We start from the raw sequence: 23,797 nt of genomic DNA, 5'->3' as shown, positions 1-23,797 counted from the left end.
CCCTCGGCAAGGCCGGCGTCCGCAAAGAGGAACCCCCGTGACCCAAGCCCGCTACACCCCCGCCCAGATCACCCTGCACTGGCTCAGCGCCCTCCTGGTGCTGGCCATCATCGCCCTGCCCTACGGCAAGGACCTGTTCGCCGGCCTGCTCGGCGGCGTCGGCGGGGTGTTCACCCTGCACAAGTCCCTGGGCCTGACCGTCCTGGCCCTGACCGTCACACGCCTGCTGGTCCGCGCCCGCCATGGCGCGCCGCAGCTGCTGCCGGCCGACGAGCGCCTCAAGCTGATGGCCGCCAAGGCCGGCCATGCCCTGCTCTATGCGCTGCTGATCCTCATGCCGCTCACCGGCCTGCTGTTCGGCAAGCGCCCGGTGAACCTGTTCTGGCTCGTGGAAATCCCGCCGCTGCCGCTGTCCGATGCCGCGCGCGAGGCGGCCAAGGCCTTCCACGTCACCGCCCAGTACCTGCTCTTCGCCCTCATCCTCGGCCACGCCGCCGCGGCCATCTGGCACCACCACGTGCGCCGCGACGGCGTGCTGCGCGCCATGCTGCCGGCCCGCGAACAGGCCTGAGGCGCCAGCCGGGGCCGGCTCGCCACATGCCGGCCCCATCATCCCCATTCATCATCCTGATCGCACTTCCGAGCGATATCGCCCCACCGCCCCGCAGCCTATCCTCGCCTGGCCGGCCCCGCCCCTAGACGCGCCTCCTGATCCGACCGGGGGCGGTGGCCGGCCCCTTTCGCAACCGTTCCCGGAGCAGCCCATGTCCACACCCGCCCCCTTCGACCTCAGCGGCAAGGTCGCCTTCGTTTCCGGCGCCAGCCGCGGCATCGGCGAAGCCATCGCCCACCTGCTGGCCCGCCAGGGCGCCCAGGTCATCGTATCCAGCCGCCGGCTGGAGGGCTGCCAGGCGGTGGCCGAGGCCATCCAGGCCGCCGGCGGCAAGGCCAGCGCCGTGGCCTGCCACATCGGCGAGCCGGAGCAGATCCAGGCCACCTTCGCCTGGATCCGCGAACGCTTCGGGCGCCTCGACATCCTGGTCAACAACGCCGCCACCAACCCGCAGTACGGCAACGTGCTGGACACCGACGTCGCCGCCTTCCAGAAGACCGTGGACGTCAACATCCGCGGCTACTTCTACATGTCGGTGGAAGCCGGCAAGCTGATGCAGGCGCAAGGCGGCGGCAGCATCGTCAACGTCGCCTCGGTGAACGGCATCACCCCCGGCGAGCTGCAGGGCATCTACTCGGTGACCAAGGCCGCGGTGATCAGCATGACCAAGGTCTTCGCCAAGGAATGCGCGCCCTTCGGCATCCGCTGCAACGCGCTGCTGCCGGGGCCCACCGACACCAAGTTCGCCGCCGCCCTGGTGCAGAACCAGGCGGTGCTCGACGGCATCCTGCAGCGGGTGCCGCTCAAGCGCGTGGCCAACCCCGAGGAAATGGCCGGCGCCGTGCTCTACCTGGCCAGCGACGCCTCCAGCTACACCACCGGCATCAGCCTGGCGGTGGACGGCGGCTACCTCATCTGATCCGCGCGCCCGCGGGCGCCCTTCCGACCTCCTGACGCACCGGGCCCTGGCCCGGTGCGCGCGTTGCCCCGCGAAATTCCTTCAGACAACTCCCACATCTCACCGAGCCAGTGAATGAAGGACCATTCAGCGTATTGCTGGACCCCGCTGGAACCCGCGCCACAGCGCGACTCATACCTTCTTCCGATGCGCCACTCGTACTTTCGCGCGCTTATCCGCCCCCGGCGCTCCACATAGCTTGTGCCTGCAGTCTTCCACCCCCTGCACTGGAGCGTTTCATGAGAACAATAACAAGACCTGGATTCTTCCAACCGCAGCTGCTCGCGCTGGCCGTCGCCCTGGGCGTGGCCGCCCCTGCCAAGGCGGTCAACTTCAACATCGGCGAGATCGAGGGGCAGTTCGATTCCTCCCTGTCCCTGGGCGCCAGCTGGAGCACCCAGAGCCCCCACCAGGACTTCATCGGCTACAACAACGGCGGCAACATCGCCACCCACACCACCGACGACGGCCGCGTGAACTTCGAGAAGGGCGAGACCTTCTCCAAGCTGTTCAAGGGCATCCACGACCTGGAGCTGAAATACGGCGACACCGGCCTGTTCGTGCGCGGCAAGTACTGGTACGACTTCGAGCTCAAGGACGAGAGCCGGCCGTTCAAGGACATCAGCGACGACGGCCGCGACAAGGGCGCCCGCTCCTCCGGCGCGCAGCTGCTCGATGCCTTCGTCTACCACAACTACGACATCAAGAACCTGCCGGGCAGCGTGCGCCTGGGCAAGCAGGTGGTGAGCTGGGGCGAGAGCACCTTCATCCCCAACAGCATCAACAGCATCAACCCCATCGACGTTTCCGCCATCCGCCGCCCCGGCGCCGAGATCAAGGAAGCGCTGCTGCCGGTGAACATGTTCTACCTGTCGCAGAGCGTGACCGACAGCCTGTCCGTCGAGGGCTTCTACCAGCTCAAGTGGGAGAAGACGGTACTGGACAACTGCGGCACCTTCTTCGGCACCGACGTGGTCCCCCACGGCTGCAACCTGAACAACGCCAACAACGCCGCGCCCGGCTTCGGCTCGCTGATGGCGCAGTTCGAGCCCATCGCCGCGGCCGCAGGCCAGGGCTTCATCGCCAACGACGAAGGGGTGATCCTGCCGCGCAGCGGCGACCGCGAGCCGGGCGACAGCGGCCAGTGGGGCCTGGCCCTGCGCTGGATGACCGACGACGTCGAGTACGGCGCCTACGCCATGAACTACCACAGCCGCAACCCCTACTACAGCAGCCAGACCGCCAACGGCGCCACCCTGGCCTCGCTGGGGCGCATCCTGGCCGCCACCGGCGCCGCCTGCGGTGGCCGCCCGGGTTGCTCCTCGGTGGTCCAGGGCATGGCCCTGAGCACCGTGCTGGGCAACAGCAACTACTTCATCGAGTACCCCGAGGACATCCGCCTCTACGGCCTGAGCTTCGCCACCAGCCTGCCCACCGGCACCGCCTGGAACGGCGAGATCAGCTACCGGCCGAACATGCCGCTGCAGATCAACACCCCGGACGTCTCCCTGGCGGTGCTCAACCCGATCGCGGCGACCAGCTCGCCGACCATGCCCAACGTGCCCGGCGGCATCAACCGCGGCTACGAACGCAAGCCGATGACCCAGGTGCAGACCACCTTCACCCACTTCTTCGAACAGGTGATGGGCGCCGACCGCCTGACCCTGGTGGGCGAACTGGGCCTGACCCAGCTGAGCGACCTGGAACCCACCAGTTCCATGCGCTACGGCCGCTCCCCCGAGTACGGCCAGTGGGCGCCGGGCAACACCCACGGCTTCTACACCAACACCTCCTGGGGCTACCGCGCCCGCGGCATCCTCGACTACGGCAACGCCATCGCCGGCATCAACCTGAAGCCGAACATCGCCTGGTCCCACGACGTGGAAGGCTACGGCCCGACCTTCAACGAAGGCGCCAAGGCCATCAGCCTCGGCCTGGATGCCGACTACCGCAACACCTACACCGCCAGCCTGTCGTACACCAACTTCTTCGGCGGCGACTACAACACCCTGATCGACCGCGATTTCCTCGCGTTCAGTGTCGGCGTGAACTTCTGATCCGCGAGGACTCAACGATGAACAAAGCACTACGAGTGATCGGCGCATTCACCCTGTCCCTGCTGGCCGGCAGCGTGCTGGCCGCGGTGTCCCCGGACGAAGCCGCCAAGCTGGGCACCAGCCTCACCCCGCTGGGCGCGGAGAAGGCCGGCAACGCCGACGGCAGCATCCCGGCCTGGACCGGCGGCCTGGCGCAGAACGCCGCCGCGGTGGATGCCAAGGGCTTCCCCGGCAACCCCTTCGCCGGCGAGAAGCCGCTGTTCACCATCACCGCGCAGAACGTCGAGCAGTACAAGGCCAAGCTGTCCGAAGGCCAGTTGGCGATGTTCAAGCGCTACCCCGACTACAAGATGAACGTCTACCCGAGCCACCGCAGCACCGTGGTCCCGGACTTCATCTACCAGGCGGCCAAGACCAGCGCGCTGAAGACCAGCCTGGTGCAGGGCGGCAACGGCCTGCAGGGCTTCGCCGACAGCCGCTGGGTGGCCTTCCCGATTCCCAAGGACGGCCTGGAAGTGGTGTGGAACCACATCACCCGCTTCCGCGGCGTGAACATCCTGCGCGCCTCGGTCACCGCCGCGCCGCAGACCAACGGCAGCTTCACCGCCATCCGCTACGAGGAAGACCTGGCGGTGCCCAAGGGCATGGCCGACCTGGATCCCAAGGACGCGGAAAACCTCCTGTACTACTACAAGTCGCGGGTCACCGAGCCGGCACGCCTGGCCGGCAACGTGCTGCTGGTGCACGACTCCCTGGACCAGGTGAAGGAACCGCGCATGGCCTGGCAGTACAACGCCGGCCAGCGCCGCGTGCGCCGCGCCCCGCAGGTGGCCTACGACAGCCCGACCACCGAGGTGGACGGCCTGCGCACCTCCGACGGCCTGGACATGTACAACGGCGCGCCCAACCGCTACGACTGGAAGCTGGTGGGCAAGAAGGAAATCTACATCCCCTACAACAACTACGAGCTGGCCTCGCCCAAGCACAAGTACGACGAGATCCTCAAGGCCGGCCACATCAACCAGGACCTGGCGCGCTACGAGCTGCACCGCGTCTGGGTGGTGGAAGCCAACCTGAAGCAGGGCGAGCGGCACATCTACGCCAAGCGCCGCTTCTACGTCGACGAAGACTCCTGGAGCATCGCCCTGTCCGACCAGTACGACGGCCGCGGCCAGCTGTGGCGCGTAGGCGAGGCCATGCTGACCCAGGACTACAAGCAGCAGGTGCCCTGGTACGCCCTGGAATCCCTGTATGACCTGATCTCCGGCCGTTACGCGGTCAGCGGCATGATGAACCAGGAGAAGAGCTGGATCCGCTTCGGCGAGCCCTCCTCCGCCGCCAAATTCACCCCGGCTGCCCTGCGCAGCGACGGGGTTCGCTGAGCAGCAGCACCTGTGGTTTTGGGCGACCTTCGGGTCGCCATTTTTTTTTGTGGCCCGGGCCACCCGAACCATGGCGCCTCCAGTGCTCTTCGTAGGAGCAACTGTCTTGCCGGCCGCGCCGAGACGCTTTTCGTAGGATGGGTTGAGCCTTGGCGAAACCCATGCGGTTGCGGTGATGGGTATCGCTTCGCTCAACACCATCCTACGAAAGCCATGCTCGCTCATGCGGTAGGAGCGGACCTTGTCCGCGATAGCCGGACGATCCGGCGCGTTTCGCGGATGAGATCCGCTCCTACGCAACCCCACCCACGCCATTCCCCTGTAGGAGCGCGCCCTGCGCGCGATTTCGTGGGCAGGGCCCGCTCCTACACAGGTCGCCGTGAAATCCGGTATTCCTCCCTGTAAGCTCGCTCCTACGAAAAGACTCGCGGAAGAGCACCCTCTCCCCAGCCCTCTCCCGCAAGCGGGAGAGGGGGCCGTTCGGAGCGGTCGGGTGGTTCAGCGTCAACCGGCGAGTTCGTAGGGCGCATAACCGTTCGCGGTTATCCGCCGCATCTCGGCGCGGGGCGCAGGACAGTCGCACCTACGCCGCCCCACCCGCGCCATTCCCCTGTAGGAGCGGGCCCTGCGCGCGAAATCGCGGGCAGGGCCCTACAGGTTGCCGGGAGGCACGGTATTCCTCCCCCGTAGGAGCGGACCTTGTCCGCGATTAGCCGGAACCTCCGGCGCGGTTCGCGGATGAGATCCGCTCCTACGCAACCCCACCCACGCCATTCCAATGTAGGAGCGCGCCCTGCGCGCGAATCGCGGGCAGGGCCCGCTCCTACAGGTCGCCGTGAAGCACGGTATTCCTCCCTGTAAGCTCGCTCCTACGAAAAGACTCGCGGAAGAGCGCCCTCTCCCCAGCCCTCTCCCGCAAGCGGGAGAGGGGGCCGTTCGGAGCGGTCGGATAGTTCAGCGTCAGCCGGCGAGTTCGTAGGGCGCATAACCGTTCGCGGTTATCCGCCGCATCTCGGCGCGGGACGCAGGACAGTCGCACCTACGCCGCCCCACCCGTGCCATTCCAATGTAGGAGCGCGCCCTGCGCGCGAAATCGCGGGCAGGGCCCGCGCCTACAGGTCGCCGTGAAGCACGGCATTCCTCTTTGTAGGAGCGGACTCCGTCCGCGATCCGCCGCGCCGCTAGCGGGCGCGGGTCACCTGCGGCAGCGCGTAGCTGCCATCGAGGATGCTGGCGTCCGGCTGATACAGGCGCAGCAGCAGGTAGAAGTCGCCCTTGGGCGCCGGCAGCCAGTTGGCCTTGTCCGCCCCGGCCGGCTGGGCGTGCTGGATGGGGATGCTGATCGAGCCGTCCGCCGCGACCTGCAGGCCCGGGGTGTCCGAGCCGACCTTGTAGCGGTCGATGGGGTTGTCCACCAGCATCTTGTCGCCGGCGTTGTAGATCGTCAGCGACCAGAACACCCTCACCGGCGGCGCCTTGGCGAAGGTCAGGCGGTACGGGTTCTCGCCGTTGAGCGGCTTGCCCTGCTCGTCGGTGAAGCGGATCGGGTAGACCGCCTCCTCCGCCAGGTTGCCGCCCAGGTAGGCGCCGGCCATGACCGAGCGGCCCGGGTAGTCGTAGCCGAACGCCTTGACCAAGGCCACGTTGCGTAGCCCAGGTGGGTGAAGAAGCCCAGTTCGTCGCCGTCGATCGACGGCATCAGAACGAAGCCAGGGGCACGGAAAGCGTCAGGTAGGCGGCGTGGCCTTCCAGGCGGTTGTAGGCGCCCTGCTCCTTGTAGGCCTTCAGGCGCAGCGACCAGGGCCGCGCGCCGGGAAAGTTCCAGGCCAGGGTCGCGCCCAGGGCCCGGGCGCGGCCCCGGAAAGGCCCGAGACTGGCGCCGCGGCCGCTATCGCCGGTCAGCTGGCGGTAGTGGTAGCCGACCAGGCCGGCGGAGAAGCGCGGGCCGAAGTGCTGCTCGGCGGCCCATTCCAGGTGCGCCTCGTTGCCGCTGCGGTAGTCGGTGCTGGGATTGGCGGCGTTGACGGTGACGCCGGCGGCGACGGACAGGTCCAGGCCGATGGCCGGGTCGAACCAGGTCAGCGCGGCGAAGGGGTCGGCGCCCCAGTGGTGAAAGGCGAGGTTGGCCAGGGCCTGGTCGTCGTAGTCGCCGGCCGGCACGTTCAGCGACACCCCGCCCTGCCAGTGGAAGTTGCCGCGGTGCCAGCCGAGGAAGGCCGCCAGCACCGGGTCGCCGTAGGTGTAGTTGGAGGCGTGCACGTCGCTGGCGAAGCGCCCGCCCTGGGGTCCGGTCAGCTCGGCGTCGACGTCGAGGCCGGGCCCGCCCAGGGGCTGGCTCCAGGACAGCCCCAGGTTGCCGCCGAGCAACTGCGCGGAAGTGGACCAGAGCAGCGTCGGCATTGCCAGCCAGGTTTCCACGTCGATGCCGGCCACCACCTTGCCGTTGAGGGGGAAGTCCCGGCTCGCCCCGGCGCTGCCGCTGTAGCGGTAGAGGTCGTTCTGCAGGTACAGCCCCGGCGGCGGCAGTACCCCGGCCATGGGGCCGCGGGAACCGAGCAGGTAGAAGCCGGCGCCGTTCTCCACCGCCCCGGCCTGGCCGGCGCCGAACAGCAGGCAGCCGGCCAGCAACAAGGATTCACGGCGCATGCAGTACGGCATCCGTCATGGCAGCAGGTGACTGCCCATCGCCAGTACCGGGGCTCCACCAGCTCCGGGGGTCGCCGGCACGGCCCCGAGGAACAGCAGATCGCCCTCCGCAGATGTGATGAAAACCTGTGCAGCCAGACCGAGGACGACGGCCAGGATCAGGCTTGCGGTGATCAGAAGTTCTTTTCGATGGACGCGCATGCTCCGAACTCCTCCTGAAGGAAAATCCGAGTTGCCACCCGCCGGACGGACGGCAACCCCGTTACCGCTCGGCCTGCAGGGCCTTGGCGAGGGTCTGGTCGGTGATCCAGCGCAGCAGCGCGCTGGTCTTGCGCGCCATGCCGCGCAGCAGCTGGGCGCGCAGGCCCGGGGTGATCATGAATTCGCGCTTGCGCAGCCCGGCGAGGATGCCGGCCACGGCCTCCTCCACCGTCAGCACGCCGGCGGTGGCGTTGAGCGCCTCGGTGACCTTGCTGCCATGCTGGCGCTCGTAGCTCAGCAGGGGCGTGGCGATCTCGCCGGGGCACACCACGGAGACGTCGATGCCGCGCGGCTTCTGCTCCAGGCGCAGGACCTCGGCCAGGCCCACCACGCCGAACTTGGAGGCGCAGTAGGCGGCCTGGGTGTAGCCGCCGATGACTCCCGACAGCGAGGCCACCAGCACCAGGTGGCTGCCCCGCTGCATGTAGCGCAGCACGCCGGCGGCGAAGTTGCGGCTGCCGATCAGGTTGATACGCACCACCAGCTCGAAGGTTTCCGCCGGCAGCTCGGTGAACAGCGCGGTGCGCAGGATGCCGGCGGAATTGAAGGCGAAGTCCGGCGCGCCCAACTTGGTCGCGGCGGCATCCACCGCCGCGCCCACCTCGGCGGCGCGGGTGATGTCGACGATGAAGGCCTCGACCTTCTGCTGCGGCTGCCGGCACAGGCCGCGCAGCTCGGCGAGCACGTTCTCGTCCACCCGCAGGTCGAACAGCGCCACGCTGGTGCCCTCGCCCACCAGGGCCTTGGCGATCTGCAGGCCGATGCCGCTGCCGGCGCCGGAAATGAAGGCGACGCGTGGCGTGCCGTGGGTCCACTGACTCATGCCTGGCTCTCCAGTCCTGCTGTTGCACCGGCGGCGCCTGCCGACGCCTGGCGCTGTGTGCGGAAATGCTCGGTCAGCTCCGCCATGGCCGCCTCGAAGCTCACCGGCGGCCGGTAGCCGAGCAGGCGCCGGGCCTTGTCGATGGCGAACTCGTTGGGCCCGCCCATCAGGCGGAAGGTCTGCCGCGTCAGGTGCGGACGCTGCGTCTGCTTGCGCAGGTGGCCCCACCACTCCAGGGCGCTGGCCATGAAGCGCGCCAGCCAGTTCGGCAGGCTTTTCGGCGGCGGCGTCTGCGCGGCCTTGGCCAGGGCCTCCAGGTAGGTCTTCCAGGTCACGCCGAAGCCGTCGGCGGCGATGAACACATCGCCGTGCACGTACTCCGAGCGCGCGGCGGCGATCAGCAGCGCCACCAGGTTGTTCACGTGCACCAGCCCGGCGTCCCAGTCGCCGGAGCCCAGCAGGCAGGGCGCGCCTTCGCGCAGCACCTGCACCAGCGAGTTCACCCAGGGCATGCTGCCGACGCCGAAGACGTTGGCCGGCCGCACGATGGTGCCCTTGAGCCCGCGCGCCACGCCCTCGCGGGTGACGCGCTCCTGCTCCTGCTTGCAGAACTCATAGGCCGACGACGGCACGCCGACCGGGCTGCCCTCGCTCAGCCGGCCCTTGGCCAGGGCGCTGGCGAAGGCGCAGACGCTGGTGGTCACCACGAAGTGCGCGTCCCAGCCCAGGGCCAGTTCGATGGCGTGCTCGGTGCCCTTGACGGTCACTTCCACGTGGGACTGGGTGCTGCCCCAGTCGCTGACCACCGCGGCCAGGTGGAAGATGGCGTCCACCGGGCCGATCTGCTCGCGCAGTTCGAGCAGCCGGCGCACGTCGCCGACCACGATGCGGACCCTGTCGCCCCACTCTGCCGGCACGGGCTCGCCGGGCATCATCAGGGCGACCACGGCCACCTGCTCGGCCAGCAACTGGCGCACCAGGTGGCGGCCGATGAAGCCGCCGGCGCCGGTGACGAATGCGCTCTGCAACCGACTCATCTCACTCACCGAGCACGATCAGCTTGTCGCAGCTCTTGCCTTCGGCCGCGCACAACGCGCGGTAGACGGCCAGGGCGGTCTTGGCGTCGAGGATGCGGATGACGTCGCCCTTCTCGTCGATGTCGACGTTGCTGCCGAAAATGGCGAACCAGACGTCGGCGATCTCGCTGGCGTCTTCGGCCACGCACAGGGTGTGCAGCGAATGCGCCGGCTCGTAGAGGTAGGAACCGGCCTTGTTCACCTTGTCCGGGTATTCGCGGTAGAACCACTCGCCCTGCAGGGTGACGGCGAACACCGGGCCGGTGTGGTAGTGGGTGTCGACGCCGAAGCCCGGCTTCATGCGGGTGCGGTTGATCCACAGGTTCTGGTTCAGGTCCACGTGCAGCAGCTGGATGGTGGAACCGTCGGGCAGGGCGACCCAGGGCAGGTCGTCTTCCAGCAGCAGGATCGCTTCGCGGGCGTGGTCACGGGACACCACCGGAGCGTTCTGCATGGCAGCGAAGACTTGCATGGCGGCGGGGCTGAGCTGACTCATCGGGGTAGAACTCCAATCTTGTTGTTATGCGCGCGCGCTGGCGCACGGGTATGTCGGGCGACCGCTCGCGGCCGCCCGGCAAGATCATTTCTCGGCGGACTTGGTGATCTGTTCCTTGAGCTGGTCGAAGCTCAGCGACACGCCCTTCTGCGCCGGCGGGAAGTCCTTGAAGGTCTTCAGGTGCGCGACTATGGCGTCGGTCATCCGGTTGAACACGTAGGTCTTCTTCTGCAGCAGGTTGGCGCGCGGGCCGGGCGCCTGGTCGTAGCTCTCGAAGGGGTCCTGGCGGATGTTGAACAGCCAGGGCATCTCCAGGGTCTTGGTGCTGCCGTAGTAGCCGTCGCGGGTGTAGAAGTGCGCCTTCCACTGGTCCAGGCGCACGGCCTGCAGGCGGCTCTCGGCGTAGTAGAAGATCTCGTGGCGCGCCGACTGGTCGGTCTTGCCTTCCCAGTAGGCCAGGTTGTCGAGGCCGTCGATGTAGTTCTTCTTCACCACGCCGGTGCCCAGGTCGTCGCCCTTGGCCAGGCGCTCGCGCACGTCGGGCATGCCGGCGGCCGACGCCAGGGTGGTGAACAGGTCCTCGTGGGACTGGATGCCATTGAGCTCCTCGCCCGCCGGGATGTGCCCCGGCCAGCGCACCATCATCGGCACGCGCACGCCGCCTTCCCAGGTGGTCATCTTGGTGCTGCGGTAGGGGCTGGTGCCGCCGAACGGGTAGGTCTCGTGCTCCGGGCCGTTGTCGGTGGAGTAGATGACGATGGTGTTGTCGGCGATGCCCAGGTCGTCGAGCTTCTTCAGCACCGTGCCGACGTCCTCGTCGTGCTGCAGCATGCCGGCGCAGTGTTCGTCCTCGCCGCTGGTGAACTGCTTGCAGCGCTCCAGGTACTGGTTCGGCGTGTGGGTGAAGACGTGCATGCGCGTGGTGTTGATCCAGGCGAAGAACGGCTTCTTCTGCGCCACGGCCTTGTCCATGAACTTGAACGAGGCCTGGATCAGCTCCTGGTCCACGGTTTCCATGCGCTTGCGCGTCAGCGCGCCGGTATCCTCGCAGCGCTGCCTGCCCCACTTGCCGAAGCGCGGGTCCTCGCCGGGCGTCTCGCTGTCGGTGGCGTAGCAGTGCAGCACGCCGCGCGGGCCGTAACGCTTCTTGAAGTTGGGGTCGGTCGGGTAGTCGATGTCCTCCGGCTCCTCCTCGGTGTTGAGGTGGTAGAGGTTGCCGAAGAACTCGTCGAAGCCGTGCACCGTCGGCAGGTACTCGTTGCGGTCGCCCAGGTGGTTCTTGCCGAACTGGCCACTGGTGTAGCCCTGGGTCTTGAGCACCTCGGCCAGGGTCACGGTCTGCGGCTTGAGGCCCAGCAGCCCGCCCGGCTGGCTGACGGTGGTCATGCCCGAGCGGATCGGCAGCTGGCCGGTGATGAAGGCGGCGCGCCCGGCGGTGCAGCTGGGCTGGGCGTAGTGGTCGCTGAAGATGGCGCCGGCCTTGGCGATGCTGTCGATGTTCGGCGTGCGATAACCCATGGCGCCACGGCTGTAGGCGCTGAGGTTCCACATGCCGATGTCGTCACCGAAGATCACCACGATGTTGGGTTTTTCCGCCGCCTGGGCGGTGCCGCCCAATATCGACAGACCAAGGAGCAGCAGCGGCGCGGCTAATGTCGCGGCGAAGCGAGGCAGACAGGTAAGGATCATGTTTCTCGTTCTCGGTTTATCATCAACGGCAGGCGTGGCTGGTCATCGATCGGCAGGGCGAGACAGCACGCTCGAACGGTCACATGAAACGGCAAGAGGACGCTGGCGAACATGCCCGAAGAGGACAAAAACCGAACCAAAGTGGCCACGCCGGTCCAGCCGCGGCACCGCGGCGCCATGGGCCGGGTGCTGGCGCGCTTCCTCAGCGAGCACAGCGAAGCCGAGGAATTCGACCGGACGCAACTGGAGCAGCTATGGCAACGCGCGGCGCACATCGATCCGGCCGTCGGCCTGCACCTGTTCAGCCATTTCCTGCCCAGGGAGCGTTTCGTGCTGGTGCCCCTGACGCTGTGCTGCGCCAACGTCGGCGAGGCCCTGCGCTACTGGCAGCGCTTCGCCCACCTGGGCTCGGACCTCGATCGCCTGCGTGTCGTCGAAGCCGCAGGCGAGGTGGCGCTGGAGGTGCAGATAGAGGCCTCGGAGCGCCTGCGCCGGCACTACAGCGAACATGCCCTGGCCATGACCATGACGCAGATGCGCGAAGGCTGCGTCGAACCCGTGCTGCCGCTACGCGCCGAGTTCGCCTACCCGCGGCCGCCCTACCATGCGCAGTACCGGGAGTGGTTCGGGCCGAACCTGCAGTTCGGTTGCGAACGCACCCGCCTGGTCTTCGACAGTCGCGTGCTGGAGGTGCCGATGCGCGGCCACCACCCGGTGCTGGTGGAGCTGATCGTCAGCGGCCTGGAACAGCGCCTGGCGCGCCTGCAGCGGTTCAGCGGGGCCGCCGCGCGGGTGGCGCGGCACATCCGCGGCGAGCTGGAAAGCGGCGCCGCGCCCAGCCTGGAGAGCGCCGCCGCGGCGCTGCACATGACCCCGCGCACCCTGCGCCGGCGCCTGCTGGAGCAGGACCTGGGCTACCGCCAGGTGCTGGCCGCGGTGCGCACGGAGCTTGAGCAGTACCTGGAGCTGCAGGGCCTGGACCGCGAACGCATCGCCGCCCGCCTCGGCTACGCCGACACCGCCGCCTACCTGCGCGCGCGCAAGCGCTGGCAGGAGTGCCAGGAAGGCTGAAGCCTCATTCCCGGGCCAGCGCCTCCAGCCGGCCCCGGTCGAGCACCACGATGCAGCCGTACTTCTGCTCGATAATGCCGTCCTGGCCCCACTTCTTCAGCAACTGGCTGACCCGCTGGCGGGTGCTGCCCAGCAGCAGCGCCAGGGTCTCCTGGGACAGGCGCAGCTCGATGGCCAGCCCGCCATCGGCGTTGGCCGAGCCGAAGGCCGCGGCCAGCGCCAGCAGGCGGCTGGCCAGGCGCTGTTCCAGCGACTGGGTGGAAAAGGCCTCGAAGCCGACCAGCAACGCGCGCAGCATCGAACTCTGCAGGTGCAGCAAAAAGCGCGCGAAGGCGGGATGCCGGCCGATCAGGCTTTCGACGTCCGCCGGGGTGAGCTGCAGCACCAGGGACGGCATGGCCGCCTGGGCATCATGGATGCGCGGCTGGCCATCGAGCAGCGACACCAGGCCGACCCAGCAGCCCGGCTCGTAGAAGTTCAGCACCACCTCCAGCCCATCCCGGGAAGTGCCGCTCAGGCGCAGCGAGCCCTCCAGCACTATGTACAGCCCATCGGCCCTGTCGCCACGGCGGAACAGCCGCTGCCCGGCCGCCAGCCGGCGTTGCCGGCCGTGGGCCAGGACCTCGTCGCGCACCTCCGCCGGCAGCAGGGCGAACGAGGGGTTGCCCAGCAGCGTCCGCAGGTGGCTTGCCGATACCTCGGAAGGGGTAGTCATGAGTACTCCTACAGCGTCCTCGCATTGCAAATACCTAACAGTCTCCCGCGGTATCGCGCCGCACTATTTTCCAATGACCGTCGTGGCGCCATGAGCCGCCCGGCGGGCATGCCCTGCCCGCCCCCGCCGCTTGTACTCCGCGAGAGACGCCAGAACAAGAATAAGCAGGAGACACCGTGATGAACGCCCCTCTGCCCCACCCGAGCGTCAGCCTCGACGACAAGTTCGAAACCCGCGAGGGCTGGATCTACCTCACCGGCACCCAGGCCCTGTCGCGCCTGCCGTTGCAGCAGCGCTGGCGCGACCAGGCCGCGGGCCTGGACACCGGCGGCTTCATCTCCGGCTACCGCGGCTCGCCGCTGGGCCGCTACGACATGGAGCTGTGGGCCCAGCAGGCGCGCCTGGAGGCCAACAATATCCACTTCATGCCGGGGGTCAACGAGGACCTGGCGATCACCGCGGTGTGGGGCTCGCAGTACGTCGGCCTGCTGCCCGGTTCGAGCGTGGACGGCGTGTTCGGCATCTGGTACGGCAAGGGCCCGGGCACCGACCGCAGCGCCGACGCCATGCGCCACCTGGGCAGCGCCGGCACCCACAGGCACGGTGGCGTGCTGGCCATCGCCGGCGACGACCACGGCGTCAAGTCCTCCTCGGTCATCAACTTCTCCGACCCGATCTTCATCGCCGCCGGCCTGCCGATCCTCTACCCGTCGAACACCCAGGAACTGCTCGACCTGGGCCTGCACGGCTTCGCCATGAGCCGCTTCTGCGGCTGCGCCGTGGGCTTCAAGGTGCACAACGACGTGGTCGAGGGCGGCGGCTCGGTGCGCGTCGGCCCGGACTCGCCGCGCATCGTCCTGCCCGAGCTGCAGGTTGCCCCGCACCTGGGACCGCAGGGCCTGAACATCCGCACCTTCGACATCCCGCTGATGGGCGAGGAGCGCCTGGTCAACCACCGGCTGCCGGCGGCCGTGGCCTATGCCCGCGCCAACCGCCTCAACCACCTGTTGCAGGAGGTGCCCGGCGCCCGGCTCGGCGTGCTGTCGGCCGGCAAGTCGTACCAGGACGTGCTGCAGGCCCTGGCCGGGATGGGCCTGGACGAGGCGCGCCAGCGCGAGCTGGGCCTGCGCATCGGCAAGGCCGGGCTGATCTGGCCGCTGGACCCGCAGTTCGTCCGCGAATTCGCCGACGGGCTGGACGCCATCCTGGTGGTCGAGGAAAAGCGCGGCATCCTCGAAGACCAGGTCAAGGGCATCCTCTATGACCTGGCGCTGCCCAACCACCCGCGCGTGGCCGGTAAATACGAAGCGGCCCAGGCCTTCGCCCCCGAGCATGGCGAGGCTGTGCTGCAAGGCTGGGGCGAGCTGTCGCCGACGCAGGTCATGCACGCCATCCACGGGCAACTGCGCAAGCTGCACCCCGAGTTGCCCGACATGGCGCTGCCGCCGGCCACCAACAAACTGCCCGGCCTGCCCGACCCGGCCGCGCCCAACCGCAACCCCGGCTTCTGCTCGGGCTGCCCGCACAACCGCTCGACCCAGGTACCCGACGGCTCGCGGGCCATGGTCGGCATCGGCTGCCACGCCATGGCCGTGCTGCACGACCCGGTCAAGACGCCGCCGATGTTCGCCCAGATGGGCGGCGAAGGCATGCACTGGCTGGGCCAGCACCGCTTCACCCGGGAAAAGCACGTATTCGTCAATATCGGCGACGGCACCTACTTCCATTCCGGCTTCCTGGCCATCCGCCAGGCCATCGCGGCCAAGGCCAACATGACCTACAAGGTGCTGTTCAACGGCTTCGTCTCCATGACCGGCGGCCAGCCCATCGACGGCGAGCTGACGGTGCCGCAGGTGGTCACCGAGCTGATGGCCGAGGGCGTCCGGCACATCTTCGTGCTGACCGACGACCTGGCCAAGCACCCCGCCGGCAGCCTGCCGGCCGGCGTGCCGCTGCTGCACCGCACCGAACTCGACGCGGTGATGCTGCGCTGCCGCGAGATCGAAGGGGTGTCGGTGATCGTCTACGACCAGCCCTGCGCCACCGAGCGCCGGCGCCTGCGCAAGCGCGGCAAGTGGGCCGACCCGGCCAAGCGCAGCTTCATCAACGCGGCCGTCTGCGAGGGCTGCGGCGACTGCTCCAGGGCCTCCAACTGCCTGTCCATCGAACCGCTGGAAACCCCCTTCGGGCGCAAGCGCAAGATCAACCAGAGCTCGTGCAACAAGGACTACTCCTGCGTCGAGGGCTTCTGCCCGAGCTTCGTCACCGTGCACGGCGGCAGGCTGCGCAAGACGCGCACCGCGGGCGTGGCCGCGGCGGACTTCCCGGCCATCGCGGAACCGGCGCTGCCGGCGCTCGCCGGCGAGTTCTCGCTGCTGATCACCGGCGTCGGCGGCACCGGCGTGGTCACCATCGGCCAGGTGCTCGGCATGGCCGCGCACATCGAGGGGCTGGCGGTCTCGGTGCTGGACGTCACCGGTCTTGCGCAGAAGTACGGCGCGGTGATGTCCCACGTGCGCATCGCCGCCGATGCGCAGCGCCTGCATGCCACGCGCATCGCCACGGCCGAAGCCGACACCATAGTGGGCTGCGACCTGGTGGTGACCGCCGGCGACGAGGCCTTGCTGCGCGTGCGCCCCGGCCGCACGCGGGTGATAGTGGCGAGCGACCTGGTGCCCACCAGCGACTTCGCGCGCAACCCCGACTGGAAGATGGATGCCGGCGCGCTGGTCGAGCGCATCCGCCAGCGCTGCGGCGACGGCCAGCTGCTGGCCATGGAGGGCCTGCGCATCGCCGCGCAGCTGATGGGCGACAGCATCGCCGCCAACATGTTCATGCTCGGCGCGGCCTGGCAGCTGGGCAGCGTGCCGCTGTCCCACGCGGCCATCATGCGCGCGCTGGAACTCAACGCCGTGCAGGTCGACTTCAACAAGGCCAGCTTCCTCTGGGGCCGCCGCGCGGCAGTCGACCTGCAGGCGGTGGAACGGGCCGCCTGCGCCGGCGAGCCGGTCGCCCCCGCGCCGCGCATCGACATGTCCCTCGACGCCATCGTCCAGCGCTCCATGGCCTACCTGGCCGAGTACCAGAACAAGGCCTATGCCCGGCGCTACAAGGCCCTGGTGGACCGCGCCATGGCAGCCGAGCGCGGGCAGGGCCTGGGCGAGCGCTTCAGCACGGCGGTGGCGCGCTACTACTTCAAGCTGCTGGCGATCAAGGACGAGTTCGAGGTAGCCCGCCTCTATGCTTCCGCCACCTTCAGGCAAGAACTCGATGCTGTGTTCGAGGGCGACTACAAGGTCCACTTCAACGTCGGCGCCTGGCCCTTCGGCGGCCTGGACCAGCACGGCAAACCCTACAAGAAGGAAGTCGGGCCCTGGCTGCTGAAGGCCTTCGGCCTGCTCAAGCACTGCAAGGGCCTGCGCGGCACCCTCCTCGACCCCTTCCGCAACAGCGCCGAACGCCGGCTCGCGCTGCGCCTGCTGGCCGAGTACGAGCGGGAGATCGACGGGCTGATCGCCAGCCTCGATGCCGGCAACCTCGACACCGTCGTCGCCCTGGCTTCGCTGCCGGAGAAGATCCGCGGCTATGGCCACGTGCGCCAGCGCCATGTCGAGCAGGTGGAAAAGGAACGCGCCCAGCTCAAGGCCTCGCTGCACGACACCGCCCGAGCGCCCGCCGCTCCCCGCTAGGAGACGATCGCATATGGACCCCATAGTCGAGGCGCTGCGCGCCATCGTCGGCGACAACGGCGTGCTCTGCGCGGCCGATCTCGCCAGCCGTTCGGCCGGCGCCTTGCGCGCCGACCACCTGCGGGCGCGGGCCCTGGTGCGCCCGGCCAGCACCGGGGAAGTCGCCGCCGTGCTGCGCTGGTGCCACCAACGGCAGTTGCCGGTAGTACCCCAGGACGGCCTGACCGGCCTGGTGCGCGGCGCCGATGCCGGGCCCGGCGAGATCATCCTGTCGCTGGAGCGCATGCGCGCCATCGAGGCCATCGACCCGCAACAACGCACCGCCACCGTACAGGCCGGCGTCACCCTGCAGGCCCTGCAGGAAGCCGTGGAGGCCCAGGGCCTGCTCTACCCGCTGGACCTGGGCGCGCGCGGCAGCGCCACCCTGGGCGGCACCGCCGCCACCAACGCCGGCGGCACCCGCGTGCTGCGCTACGGCATGACCCGCGACATGGTGCTGGGGCTGGAGGCCGTGCTGGCCGACGGCACCGTGGTGTCGTCCCTGCGCCCACTGATCAAGAACAACACCGGCTACGACCTCAAGCAGCTGTTCATCGGCAGCGAAGGCACCCTGGGGGTGATCACCCGCCTGGTGCTGCGCCTGCGCGAGAAGCCGCTGGCCAGCCACACCGCGCTGCTGGCGGCGCCGGGCTTCGATGCCGTGGCCGGCCTGCTGCGCCACATGGACCGCGCGCTGGGCGGCTCGCTGTCGTCCTTCGAGGTGATGTGGCAGTCCTTCTACCGCCTGGTGACCACGCCGCCGGCCAGGAGCCTGCCGCCGCTGGGCCAGGAGCACCCCTTCTACGTGCTGGTCGAGGCCCAGGGCAGCCAGCGCGAAGCCGACGGCCAGCGCTTCGAGGCCGCGCTCGAAGCGGCTCTGGAGCAAGGGCTGCTGAGCGACGCGGTGCTCGCCCGCTCCGATGCCGATGCGCAGGCCTTCTGGGCGCTGCGCGACGACGTGGAACAGGTGATGCGGCACGGCATGCCGCTGGGCTTCGACATCTCCCTGCCGATCGCCGAGATGGACGGCTACGTGCGCCAGGTGCAGCAGTTGCTGCTCGCGGAAGCCAAGGCGCACTGGCTCTACGTGTTCGGCCACCTGGGCGACGGCAACCTGCACCTGGTCGTCACCCTGCCCCACGCCGACCTCGAACGGTTCAAGCCGCGCATCGAGGCGCTGGTCTACGCGGAACTGCGGGCGCGCGGCGGCTCGGTATCGGCCGAGCACGGCATCGGGCTGGAGAAGAAGCCCTGGCTGTCGATCACCCGCAGCCCGCAGGAACGCGCGCTGATGGGCGCGATCAAGCGCGCGCTGGACCCCGCCGGCATCCTCAACCCGGGCAAGCTGCTCGACGGCGGCGCGCCATGACCTGCATCACCTGCATCGAGGACCTGCGTGCCCTGGCCCAGCGCCGCGTGCCGCGGATGTTCTACGACTACGCCGACTCGGGCTCCTGGACCGAGAGCACCTACCGCGCCAACCAGGCCGACCTGCAGCAGTTGCTGCTGCGCCAGCGCGTGGCCATCGACATCGACCGGCGCAGCACCGTCACCACGCTGCTCGGCCAGCGCCTGTCCATGCCGCTGGCGCTCGCCCCGGTGGGCGCGCTGGGCATGCAGCACGCCGACGGCGAAATCCTCGCGGCACGGGCGGCGCGGACCTTCGGCGTGCCCTTCACGCTGTCCACCATGAGCATCTGCTCCATCGAGGACGTGGCCGAACACGCCGGCCCCGGCTTCTGGTTCCAGCTCTACGTGATGCGCGACCGCGCCTTCGCCCGGCGCCTGGTCGAGCGCGCCAGGGCCGCCGGCTGCACGGCGCTGGTGCTGACCCTCGACCTGTCGCTGGTGGGCCAGCGCCACAAGGACCTGAAGAACGGCCTGACCGATCCCTCGCGCATGAACCTGCGCCAGCTGCTCGACGTGACCAGGCACCCGCGCTGGGCGCTGGGCATGGCCGGCACGCCGCGGCGCGCGTTCGGCAACGTGGTCGGCCACGCGCCCGGCATCGACAGCATGGCCGACATGGCGCGCTGGCGCGGCGGCGAGCTGGACCCGTCGCTGAACTGGGCCGACGTCGCCGAAATCCGCCGCTGGTGGGACGGCCCGCTGTTGCTCAAGGGCATCCAGGACGTCGACGACGCGCGCAACGCCGTGGCCCACGGCGCCGACGCCATCGTGGTCAGCAACCACGGCGGCCGCCAGCTCGACGGCACCCAGTCGAGCATCCGTGCGCTGCCGCCGATAGTCGAGGCGGTCGGCGCGCAGACCGAAGTCTGGATGGACGGCGGCATCCGCAGCGGCCAGGACGTGCTCCGCGCCCGCGCCCTTGGCGCGCGCGGCTGCCTGCTGGGGCGCGCCTTCGTCTACGGCCTGGGCGCCCTCGGCGAGGCCGGCGTGAGCCGCGCGCTGGAGATCATCCACAACGAACTGAGCCTGAGCATGGCCTTCTGCGGCCACACCGACATCGAGGCCGTCGGCCCGAGCATCCTGCTGCCCCCGTGCCCCTGGCCGGGGGCCAGCGCCCTCCCGCACGGCCCGCTCCATCCGGGACGGGACGCGCGGCTACCCACCGGAGACCTGTCATGACCACGCAAACCCCCATCCAGCGCCTGGAGCGCCTGTTCGCGCTGCAGAAAGCGGCCTTCGCCCAGGACATGTTCCCCAGCGCCGAGACGCGCATCGAGCGCATGTCGCGCATCGTGCCGATGATGTACAGCTACCGCACCAGGATCCACGAAGCGCTGGTGGCGGACTTCGGCAGCCATTCGGGCGCGGCGGCGGACCTCACCGAAATCCTGTCGATGGTCGAGCGCGTGCGCTTCGACTGCGCCAACGTCCAGCAGTGGATGAAGCCCATCGCCAAGCCGGTCGACCCCGCCACCCAGGGCGAGTCGCTGGCCTACGTGCAGTACAGCCCCAAGGGCGTGGTGTGCAACATGGCGGCGTGGAACTTCCCCTTCGACGTCGGCATCGGCCCGCTCATCGACATGCTCGGCGCCGGCAACCGGGTGATCCTCAAGCCCTCGGACCTCACGCCCAACAGCGGCGCCCTGCTGCAGGAAATGTTCGCGGCCTACTTCGCCGAGGACGAGGTCGCGGTGGTCAACGGCGACCTGGAACTGGCCCGGCACTGCGCCACGCTGCCCTGGGACCACCTGCTGTTCACCGGCGGCACCGCGGTGGGCCGCGAGATCATGAAGCGCTGCGCCGAGAACCTGGTGCCGGTCACCCTCGAACTGGGCGGGCGCAACCCCACCATCGTCGGCCGCGACAAGCTCGGCGACGCGCAGACGCTGGCGGCCATCGCCGGCATCAAGGCCATCAAGCGCGGCCAGCTGTGCATCACCGTCGACCACCTGCTGGTGCCCGAGGAGGGCCTGCAGGACTTCGTGAAGGCCTTGAGCGAAGTGATGCAGCACAGCTTCGGCCACGACAACGGCGCCAGCAGCGCCAGCGGCATCATCAACCAGCGCCACGTCGAGCGCCTGCAACGCCTGCTGGAGGACGCCCAGGACAAGAGCGACCAGGTGATCCGCATCGGCCGCGAGATGGATGCCGGCGCCCGCGACATGCCCTTCCACATCGTGGTCAACCCGCGCGACGACGCCCAGGTGGTGCGCGAGGAAATCTTCGGCCCGATCCTGCCGGTGCAGACCTACAAGAGCACCGACGACCTCATCGCGCGCATCAACCAGGGCGACACGCCGCTGGGCATCTACCTCTTCAGCGACGACCCGGCGCTGCGCCAGGCGATCGCCACGCGCACCCGCTCGGGCGGCGTGTGCTTCAACATCGCCGTGATGCAGGGCGCGCTGGCGTCCATGGGCTTCGGCGGGGTGGGCGCCAGCGGCATGGGCCGGCACCACGGCGAGGAAGGCTTCCGCGAGTTCTCCAACCCGCGCGGCTTCTACGAGCGCCGCGCCGGCGGCAGCTTCGAGCTGATCACGCCGCCCTACGGCGCCGCCACGCGCCAGCTGATCGACACGGTGGCCTATCCGCAGGTGGCAGCTGCGCTGGGGCTGGAGCCGTGACCTGCACAGCGCGTCACGCCTGACGGCCGGCCCCGGCGACCTGCCGCCGGGGCACCGTCCTGCGCACCGAGCCTCGCCCGAAACGCGCCGCCGCTGGCGGCACCATGGGGGAACCCAGCATGAAAGCACCTTGGAATACCGGGGCGGCGCTGCTGCTCGCGGCTCCGCTGGCCTGGGCGGGCGGCCCGGCGGCGGTCGACGCCCAGCGCCTGACTGCCGCCGACAGCGAGCCCGGCAACTGGATGAGCACCGGCCGCACCTACGGCGAGCAGCGCTATTCGCCGCTGGAGCAGGTCAACGAGCAGAACGTGGGGCAGCTGGGCCTGGCCTGGGACTACGGGTTCGGGCTGGACCGCGTGGTCGAGGCCACGCCTCTGGTGGTGGACGGCGTGATGTACACCACCAGCGCCTACAGCATCGTCCACGCCCTGGACGCGCGCACCGGCAAGCTGCTGTGGCAGTACGACCCGGGGGTCTACCGCGGCATCCAGGGCTCGGGCTGCTGCGACGCGGCCAACCGCGGTGTGGCGGTGTGGAACGGCAAGGTCTACGTGGGTGTCTACGACGGCCGGCTGGAGGCGCTGGACGCGCGCAGCGGGCAACGCGTCTGGTCGGTGGACACCGTGCTCGACCACGCGCGCAACTACACCATCACCGGCGCCCCGCGCATCATCAAGGGCAAGGTGGTGATCGGCAACGGCGGCAGCGAGTTCGGCGTGCGCGGCTACGTCACCGCCTACGACGCCGAGACCGGCGCGCAGGCCTGGCGCTTCTTCACCGTGCCGGGCGACCCGGCGCAGGGCGACGAAACCGACACCATCGGCATGATCCGCAAGACCTGGTTCGGCGACCAGTACTGGAAGCAGGGCGGCGGCGGCACCGTGTGGGACTCGATGGCCTACGACGCCGAGCTCGACCTGCTCTACCTCGGCGTCGGCAACGGCTCCTTCTGGAACTACGGCCAGCGCTCGCAGGGCAAGGGCGACAACCTGTTCCTCTCCTCCATAGTCGCGGTCCGCCCCGACACCGGGCAGTACGTCTGGCACTACCAGACCACGCCGGGCGACGCCTGGGACTACACCGCCACCCAGCACATCATGGTCGCCACCCTGGCCATCGACGGCAAGCCGCGCAAGGTGGTGATGCAGGCGCCGAAGAACGGCTTCTTCTACGTGCTGGACGCGGCCACGGGCAAGCTGCTCTCGGCCGCCCAGTACGCGCCCAAGGTCAACTGGGCCAAGGGCGTGGACCTGCACAGCGGCCGGCCGATCGTCGACCTGGAGGCGGCCGACTACTGGAGCAAGGGCGAGACCAAGCTGGTGTTCCCCGGCTCCCAGGGCGCTCACAACTGGCACCCGATGAGCTACAGCCCGAAGACCGGCCTGGTCTACATCCCCACGCAATCGACGGCCGACATCCTCCACCCGAAGGCGAAGATCGACATACCCGCCAAGGGCCAGTGGAACTCCGGGGTAGAGCTGCCGCCGATGCCCAGGGACAAGAAGAGCATCGACGAATTCGCGCGGATCTACACCGGCAAGCTGCAGGCCTGGGACCCGCTGCGGCAGAAGGAAGCCTGGTCGGTGCCCTACGCGCAGATCGCCAACGGCGGCACCCTGGCCACCGCCGGCAACCTGGTGTTCCAAGGCACCCACGATGGCCGCCTGCTGGCCTACGCGGCCGACAGCGGCAAGCTGCTCTGGCAGCGCGAAGTCAGCAGCGGCGTGGTGGCCGCGCCCATCACCTACAGCGTGGACGGCGAGCAGTACGTGACCTTCAGCAGCGGCTGGGGCGGCGCCTACCCGATCACCCTCGGCGCCCTGTCCGAACGCACGCGCACCGTGCCCGACGCCCGGGTGTTCACCTTCAGGCTCGGCGGCAACGCGCCCATGCCCGAGGTCAGGCGGCGCGCCCTCGTACTGCCCGAACCGCCGCCGCTGAGCGCCGACGCGGCCACGGTGGCGGCCGGCGACCAGCTGTTCCGCGAGCACTGCGGGGTGTGCCACGGCCTGGGCGCCTTCAGTGCCAACGTGATTCCCGACCTGCGCTACATGACGGCGCAGACGCACAAGGACTTCCAGGGCATCGTCGCCGGCGCGCGGGCCGGCCGCGGCATGCCGCCGTTCGCCGGGCGGCTGGCGCCGGAGCAGGTGGAGCAGATCCGCGCCTACCTGATCGAGCGCGCCCACGACCGGCGCGCCGAACTGCAGGCCGCGGGCAAGCCGCCATCGGGCACCTAGGGTCGCTG

The 23,797-nt window shown here is 69.3% G+C and carries 18 protein-coding genes; 10 read left to right on the top strand and 8 right to left on the bottom strand.

The features are described 5' to 3' along the window. The first annotated feature begins 37 nt into the window (after positions 1-37). The 4 genes from PM1_RS14275 to PM1_RS14260 all read left to right on the top strand — a co-directional run bounded on the left by PM1_RS14275 (position 38) and on the right by PM1_RS14260 (position 5,010). Complete coding sequence (locus tag PM1_RS14275; protein ID WP_009622288.1) at positions 38-571, top strand: cytochrome b; 534 nt, start codon at positions 38-40, stop codon at positions 569-571. Between the two features lie 193 nt (positions 572-764). Then, positions 765-1,532, top strand: a complete 768-nt coding sequence (locus PM1_RS14270; protein WP_009622290.1) for an SDR family oxidoreductase — start codon at positions 765-767, stop codon at positions 1,530-1,532. Between the two features lie 278 nt (positions 1,533-1,810). Beyond that, positions 1,811-3,628, top strand: a complete 1,818-nt coding sequence (locus PM1_RS14265; RefSeq protein WP_009622292.1) for a DUF1302 domain-containing protein — start codon at positions 1,811-1,813, stop codon at positions 3,626-3,628. Between the two features lie 17 nt (positions 3,629-3,645). Further along, positions 3,646-5,010, top strand: a complete 1,365-nt coding sequence (locus PM1_RS14260; protein WP_009622294.1) for a DUF1329 domain-containing protein — start codon at positions 3,646-3,648, stop codon at positions 5,008-5,010. A gap of 1,181 nt (positions 5,011-6,191) precedes the next feature. On the opposite strand, the gene PM1_RS14255 is transcribed toward PM1_RS14260, so the two are convergent. From PM1_RS14255 to PM1_RS14225, 7 genes are all read right to left on the bottom strand, one after another. Then, positions 6,192-6,653: a DUF1214 domain-containing protein gene (locus tag PM1_RS14255; RefSeq protein WP_009622296.1), complete on the bottom strand. Its 462-nt coding sequence runs from the start codon at positions 6,651-6,653 to the stop codon at positions 6,192-6,194. A gap of 55 nt (positions 6,654-6,708) precedes the next feature. Beyond that, the gene (locus PM1_RS14250; RefSeq protein WP_009622298.1) at positions 6,709-7,656 is read right to left on the bottom strand and encodes a SphA family protein; all 948 of its coding nucleotides are present in this window, start codon (positions 7,654-7,656) and stop codon (positions 6,709-6,711) included. A 15-nt stretch (positions 7,657-7,671) separates the two neighbouring features. Next, positions 7,672-7,857 carry a hypothetical protein gene (locus tag PM1_RS14245; protein WP_009622300.1) on the bottom strand — a complete coding sequence of 62 codons (186 nt, stop codon included), beginning with the start codon at positions 7,855-7,857 and terminating at the stop codon, positions 7,672-7,674. 61 nt (positions 7,858-7,918) lie between these two features. Further along, positions 7,919-8,740, bottom strand: coding sequence for an SDR family NAD(P)-dependent oxidoreductase (locus PM1_RS14240; RefSeq protein ID WP_009622301.1), 822 nt, complete (start codon positions 8,738-8,740; stop codon positions 7,919-7,921). Further along, entirely contained in the window at positions 8,737-9,777 is a 1,041-nt protein-coding gene (locus PM1_RS14235; protein WP_009622302.1) for an NAD-dependent epimerase/dehydratase family protein, read from the bottom strand. Before PM1_RS14235 ends, PM1_RS14240 begins: the two co-directional genes overlap by 4 nt. Position 9,778: 1 nt before the next feature. Further along, positions 9,779-10,312 carry a 2,4'-dihydroxyacetophenone dioxygenase family protein gene (locus PM1_RS14230; protein ID WP_009622303.1) on the bottom strand — a complete coding sequence of 178 codons (534 nt, stop codon included), beginning with the start codon at positions 10,310-10,312 and terminating at the stop codon, positions 9,779-9,781. Between the two features lie 84 nt (positions 10,313-10,396). Further along, positions 10,397-12,001 (bottom strand): arylsulfatase, encoded by a 1,605-nt coding sequence (locus PM1_RS14225; protein ID WP_009622304.1) that lies wholly within the window; start codon positions 11,999-12,001, stop codon positions 10,397-10,399. A gap of 141 nt (positions 12,002-12,142) precedes the next feature. On the opposite strand from PM1_RS14225, the gene PM1_RS14220 reads away from it, so the two are divergent. Beyond that, positions 12,143-13,072 carry an AraC family transcriptional regulator ligand-binding domain-containing protein gene (locus tag PM1_RS14220; RefSeq protein WP_161788531.1) on the top strand — a complete coding sequence of 310 codons (930 nt, stop codon included), beginning with the start codon at positions 12,143-12,145 and terminating at the stop codon, positions 13,070-13,072. Positions 13,073-13,076: 4 nt separating this feature from the next. On the opposite strand, the gene PM1_RS14215 is transcribed toward PM1_RS14220, so the two are convergent. Continuing rightward, positions 13,077-13,787, bottom strand: a complete 711-nt coding sequence (locus PM1_RS14215) for a Crp/Fnr family transcriptional regulator (protein ID WP_009622306.1) — start codon at positions 13,785-13,787, stop codon at positions 13,077-13,079. 179 nt (positions 13,788-13,966) lie between these two features. Here PM1_RS14215 and PM1_RS14210 point away from each other — a divergent pair, with 179 nt between their 5' ends. The 5 genes from PM1_RS14210 to PM1_RS14190 all read left to right on the top strand — a co-directional run bounded on the left by PM1_RS14210 (position 13,967) and on the right by PM1_RS14190 (position 23,789). Continuing rightward, positions 13,967-17,476 carry an indolepyruvate ferredoxin oxidoreductase family protein gene (locus tag PM1_RS14210; protein WP_009622307.1) on the top strand — a complete coding sequence of 1,170 codons (3,510 nt, stop codon included), beginning with the start codon at positions 13,967-13,969 and terminating at the stop codon, positions 17,474-17,476. Between the two features lie 13 nt (positions 17,477-17,489). Beyond that, entirely contained in the window at positions 17,490-18,884 is a 1,395-nt protein-coding gene (locus PM1_RS14205; RefSeq protein ID WP_009622308.1) for an FAD-binding oxidoreductase, read from the top strand. After that, positions 18,881-20,104 carry an alpha-hydroxy acid oxidase gene (locus tag PM1_RS14200; protein ID WP_009622309.1) on the top strand — a complete coding sequence of 408 codons (1,224 nt, stop codon included), beginning with the start codon at positions 18,881-18,883 and terminating at the stop codon, positions 20,102-20,104. Before PM1_RS14205 ends, PM1_RS14200 begins: the two co-directional genes overlap by 4 nt. Beyond that, positions 20,101-21,549 carry an aldehyde dehydrogenase family protein gene (locus PM1_RS14195; RefSeq protein ID WP_009622310.1) on the top strand — a complete coding sequence of 483 codons (1,449 nt, stop codon included), beginning with the start codon at positions 20,101-20,103 and terminating at the stop codon, positions 21,547-21,549. Before PM1_RS14200 ends, PM1_RS14195 begins: the two co-directional genes overlap by 4 nt. 119 nt (positions 21,550-21,668) lie before the next feature. Beyond that, the gene (locus PM1_RS14190) at positions 21,669-23,789 is read left to right on the top strand and encodes a PQQ-dependent dehydrogenase, methanol/ethanol family (RefSeq protein WP_009622311.1); all 2,121 of its coding nucleotides are present in this window, start codon (positions 21,669-21,671) and stop codon (positions 23,787-23,789) included. Positions 23,790-23,797 lie beyond the last annotated feature (8 nt).

Origin of the sequence: Pseudomonas sp. M1, assembly GCF_022760135.1 — a bacterium.
GTDB classification, from domain to species: Bacteria; Pseudomonadota; Gammaproteobacteria; order Pseudomonadales; family Pseudomonadaceae; genus Pseudomonas; species Pseudomonas citronellolis.
The sequence above is the reverse complement of the archived record's forward strand: the minus strand, read 5'-3'. Positions and strand labels throughout refer to the sequence as shown.

Bases quoted from the DNA above. Each gene is read 5' to 3' on its own strand.
- PM1_RS14235 (WP_009622302.1), bottom strand. From the start codon at position 9,777: ATGAGTCGGTTGCAGAGCGCATTCGTCACCGGCGCCGGCGGCTTCATC.
- PM1_RS14215 (WP_009622306.1), bottom strand. From the start codon at position 13,787: ATGACTACCCCTTCCGAGGTATCGGCAAGCCACCTGCGGACGCTGCTG.
- PM1_RS14205 (WP_009622308.1), top strand. From the start codon at position 17,490: ATGGACCCCATAGTCGAGGCGCTGCGCGCCATCGTCGGCGACAACGGC.
- PM1_RS14200 (WP_009622309.1), top strand. From the start codon at position 18,881: ATGACCTGCATCACCTGCATCGAGGACCTGCGTGCCCTGGCCCAGCGC.
- PM1_RS14265 (WP_009622292.1), top strand. From the start codon at position 1,811: ATGAGAACAATAACAAGACCTGGATTCTTCCAACCGCAGCTGCTCGCG.
- PM1_RS14195 (WP_009622310.1), top strand. From the start codon at position 20,101: ATGACCACGCAAACCCCCATCCAGCGCCTGGAGCGCCTGTTCGCGCTG.
- PM1_RS14270 (WP_009622290.1), top strand. From the start codon at position 765: ATGTCCACACCCGCCCCCTTCGACCTCAGCGGCAAGGTCGCCTTCGTT.
- PM1_RS14210 (WP_009622307.1), top strand. From the start codon at position 13,967: ATGAACGCCCCTCTGCCCCACCCGAGCGTCAGCCTCGACGACAAGTTC.
- PM1_RS14250 (WP_009622298.1), bottom strand. From the start codon at position 7,656: ATGCGCCGTGAATCCTTGTTGCTGGCCGGCTGCCTGCTGTTCGGCGCC.
- PM1_RS14190 (WP_009622311.1), top strand. From the start codon at position 21,669: ATGAAAGCACCTTGGAATACCGGGGCGGCGCTGCTGCTCGCGGCTCCG.
- PM1_RS14230 (WP_009622303.1), bottom strand. From the start codon at position 10,312: ATGAGTCAGCTCAGCCCCGCCGCCATGCAAGTCTTCGCTGCCATGCAG.
- PM1_RS14225 (WP_009622304.1), bottom strand. From the start codon at position 12,001: ATGATCCTTACCTGTCTGCCTCGCTTCGCCGCGACATTAGCCGCGCCG.
- PM1_RS14240 (WP_009622301.1), bottom strand. From the start codon at position 8,740: ATGAGTCAGTGGACCCACGGCACGCCACGCGTCGCCTTCATTTCCGGC.
- PM1_RS14245 (WP_009622300.1), bottom strand. From the start codon at position 7,857: ATGCGCGTCCATCGAAAAGAACTTCTGATCACCGCAAGCCTGATCCTG.
- PM1_RS14260 (WP_009622294.1), top strand. From the start codon at position 3,646: ATGAACAAAGCACTACGAGTGATCGGCGCATTCACCCTGTCCCTGCTG.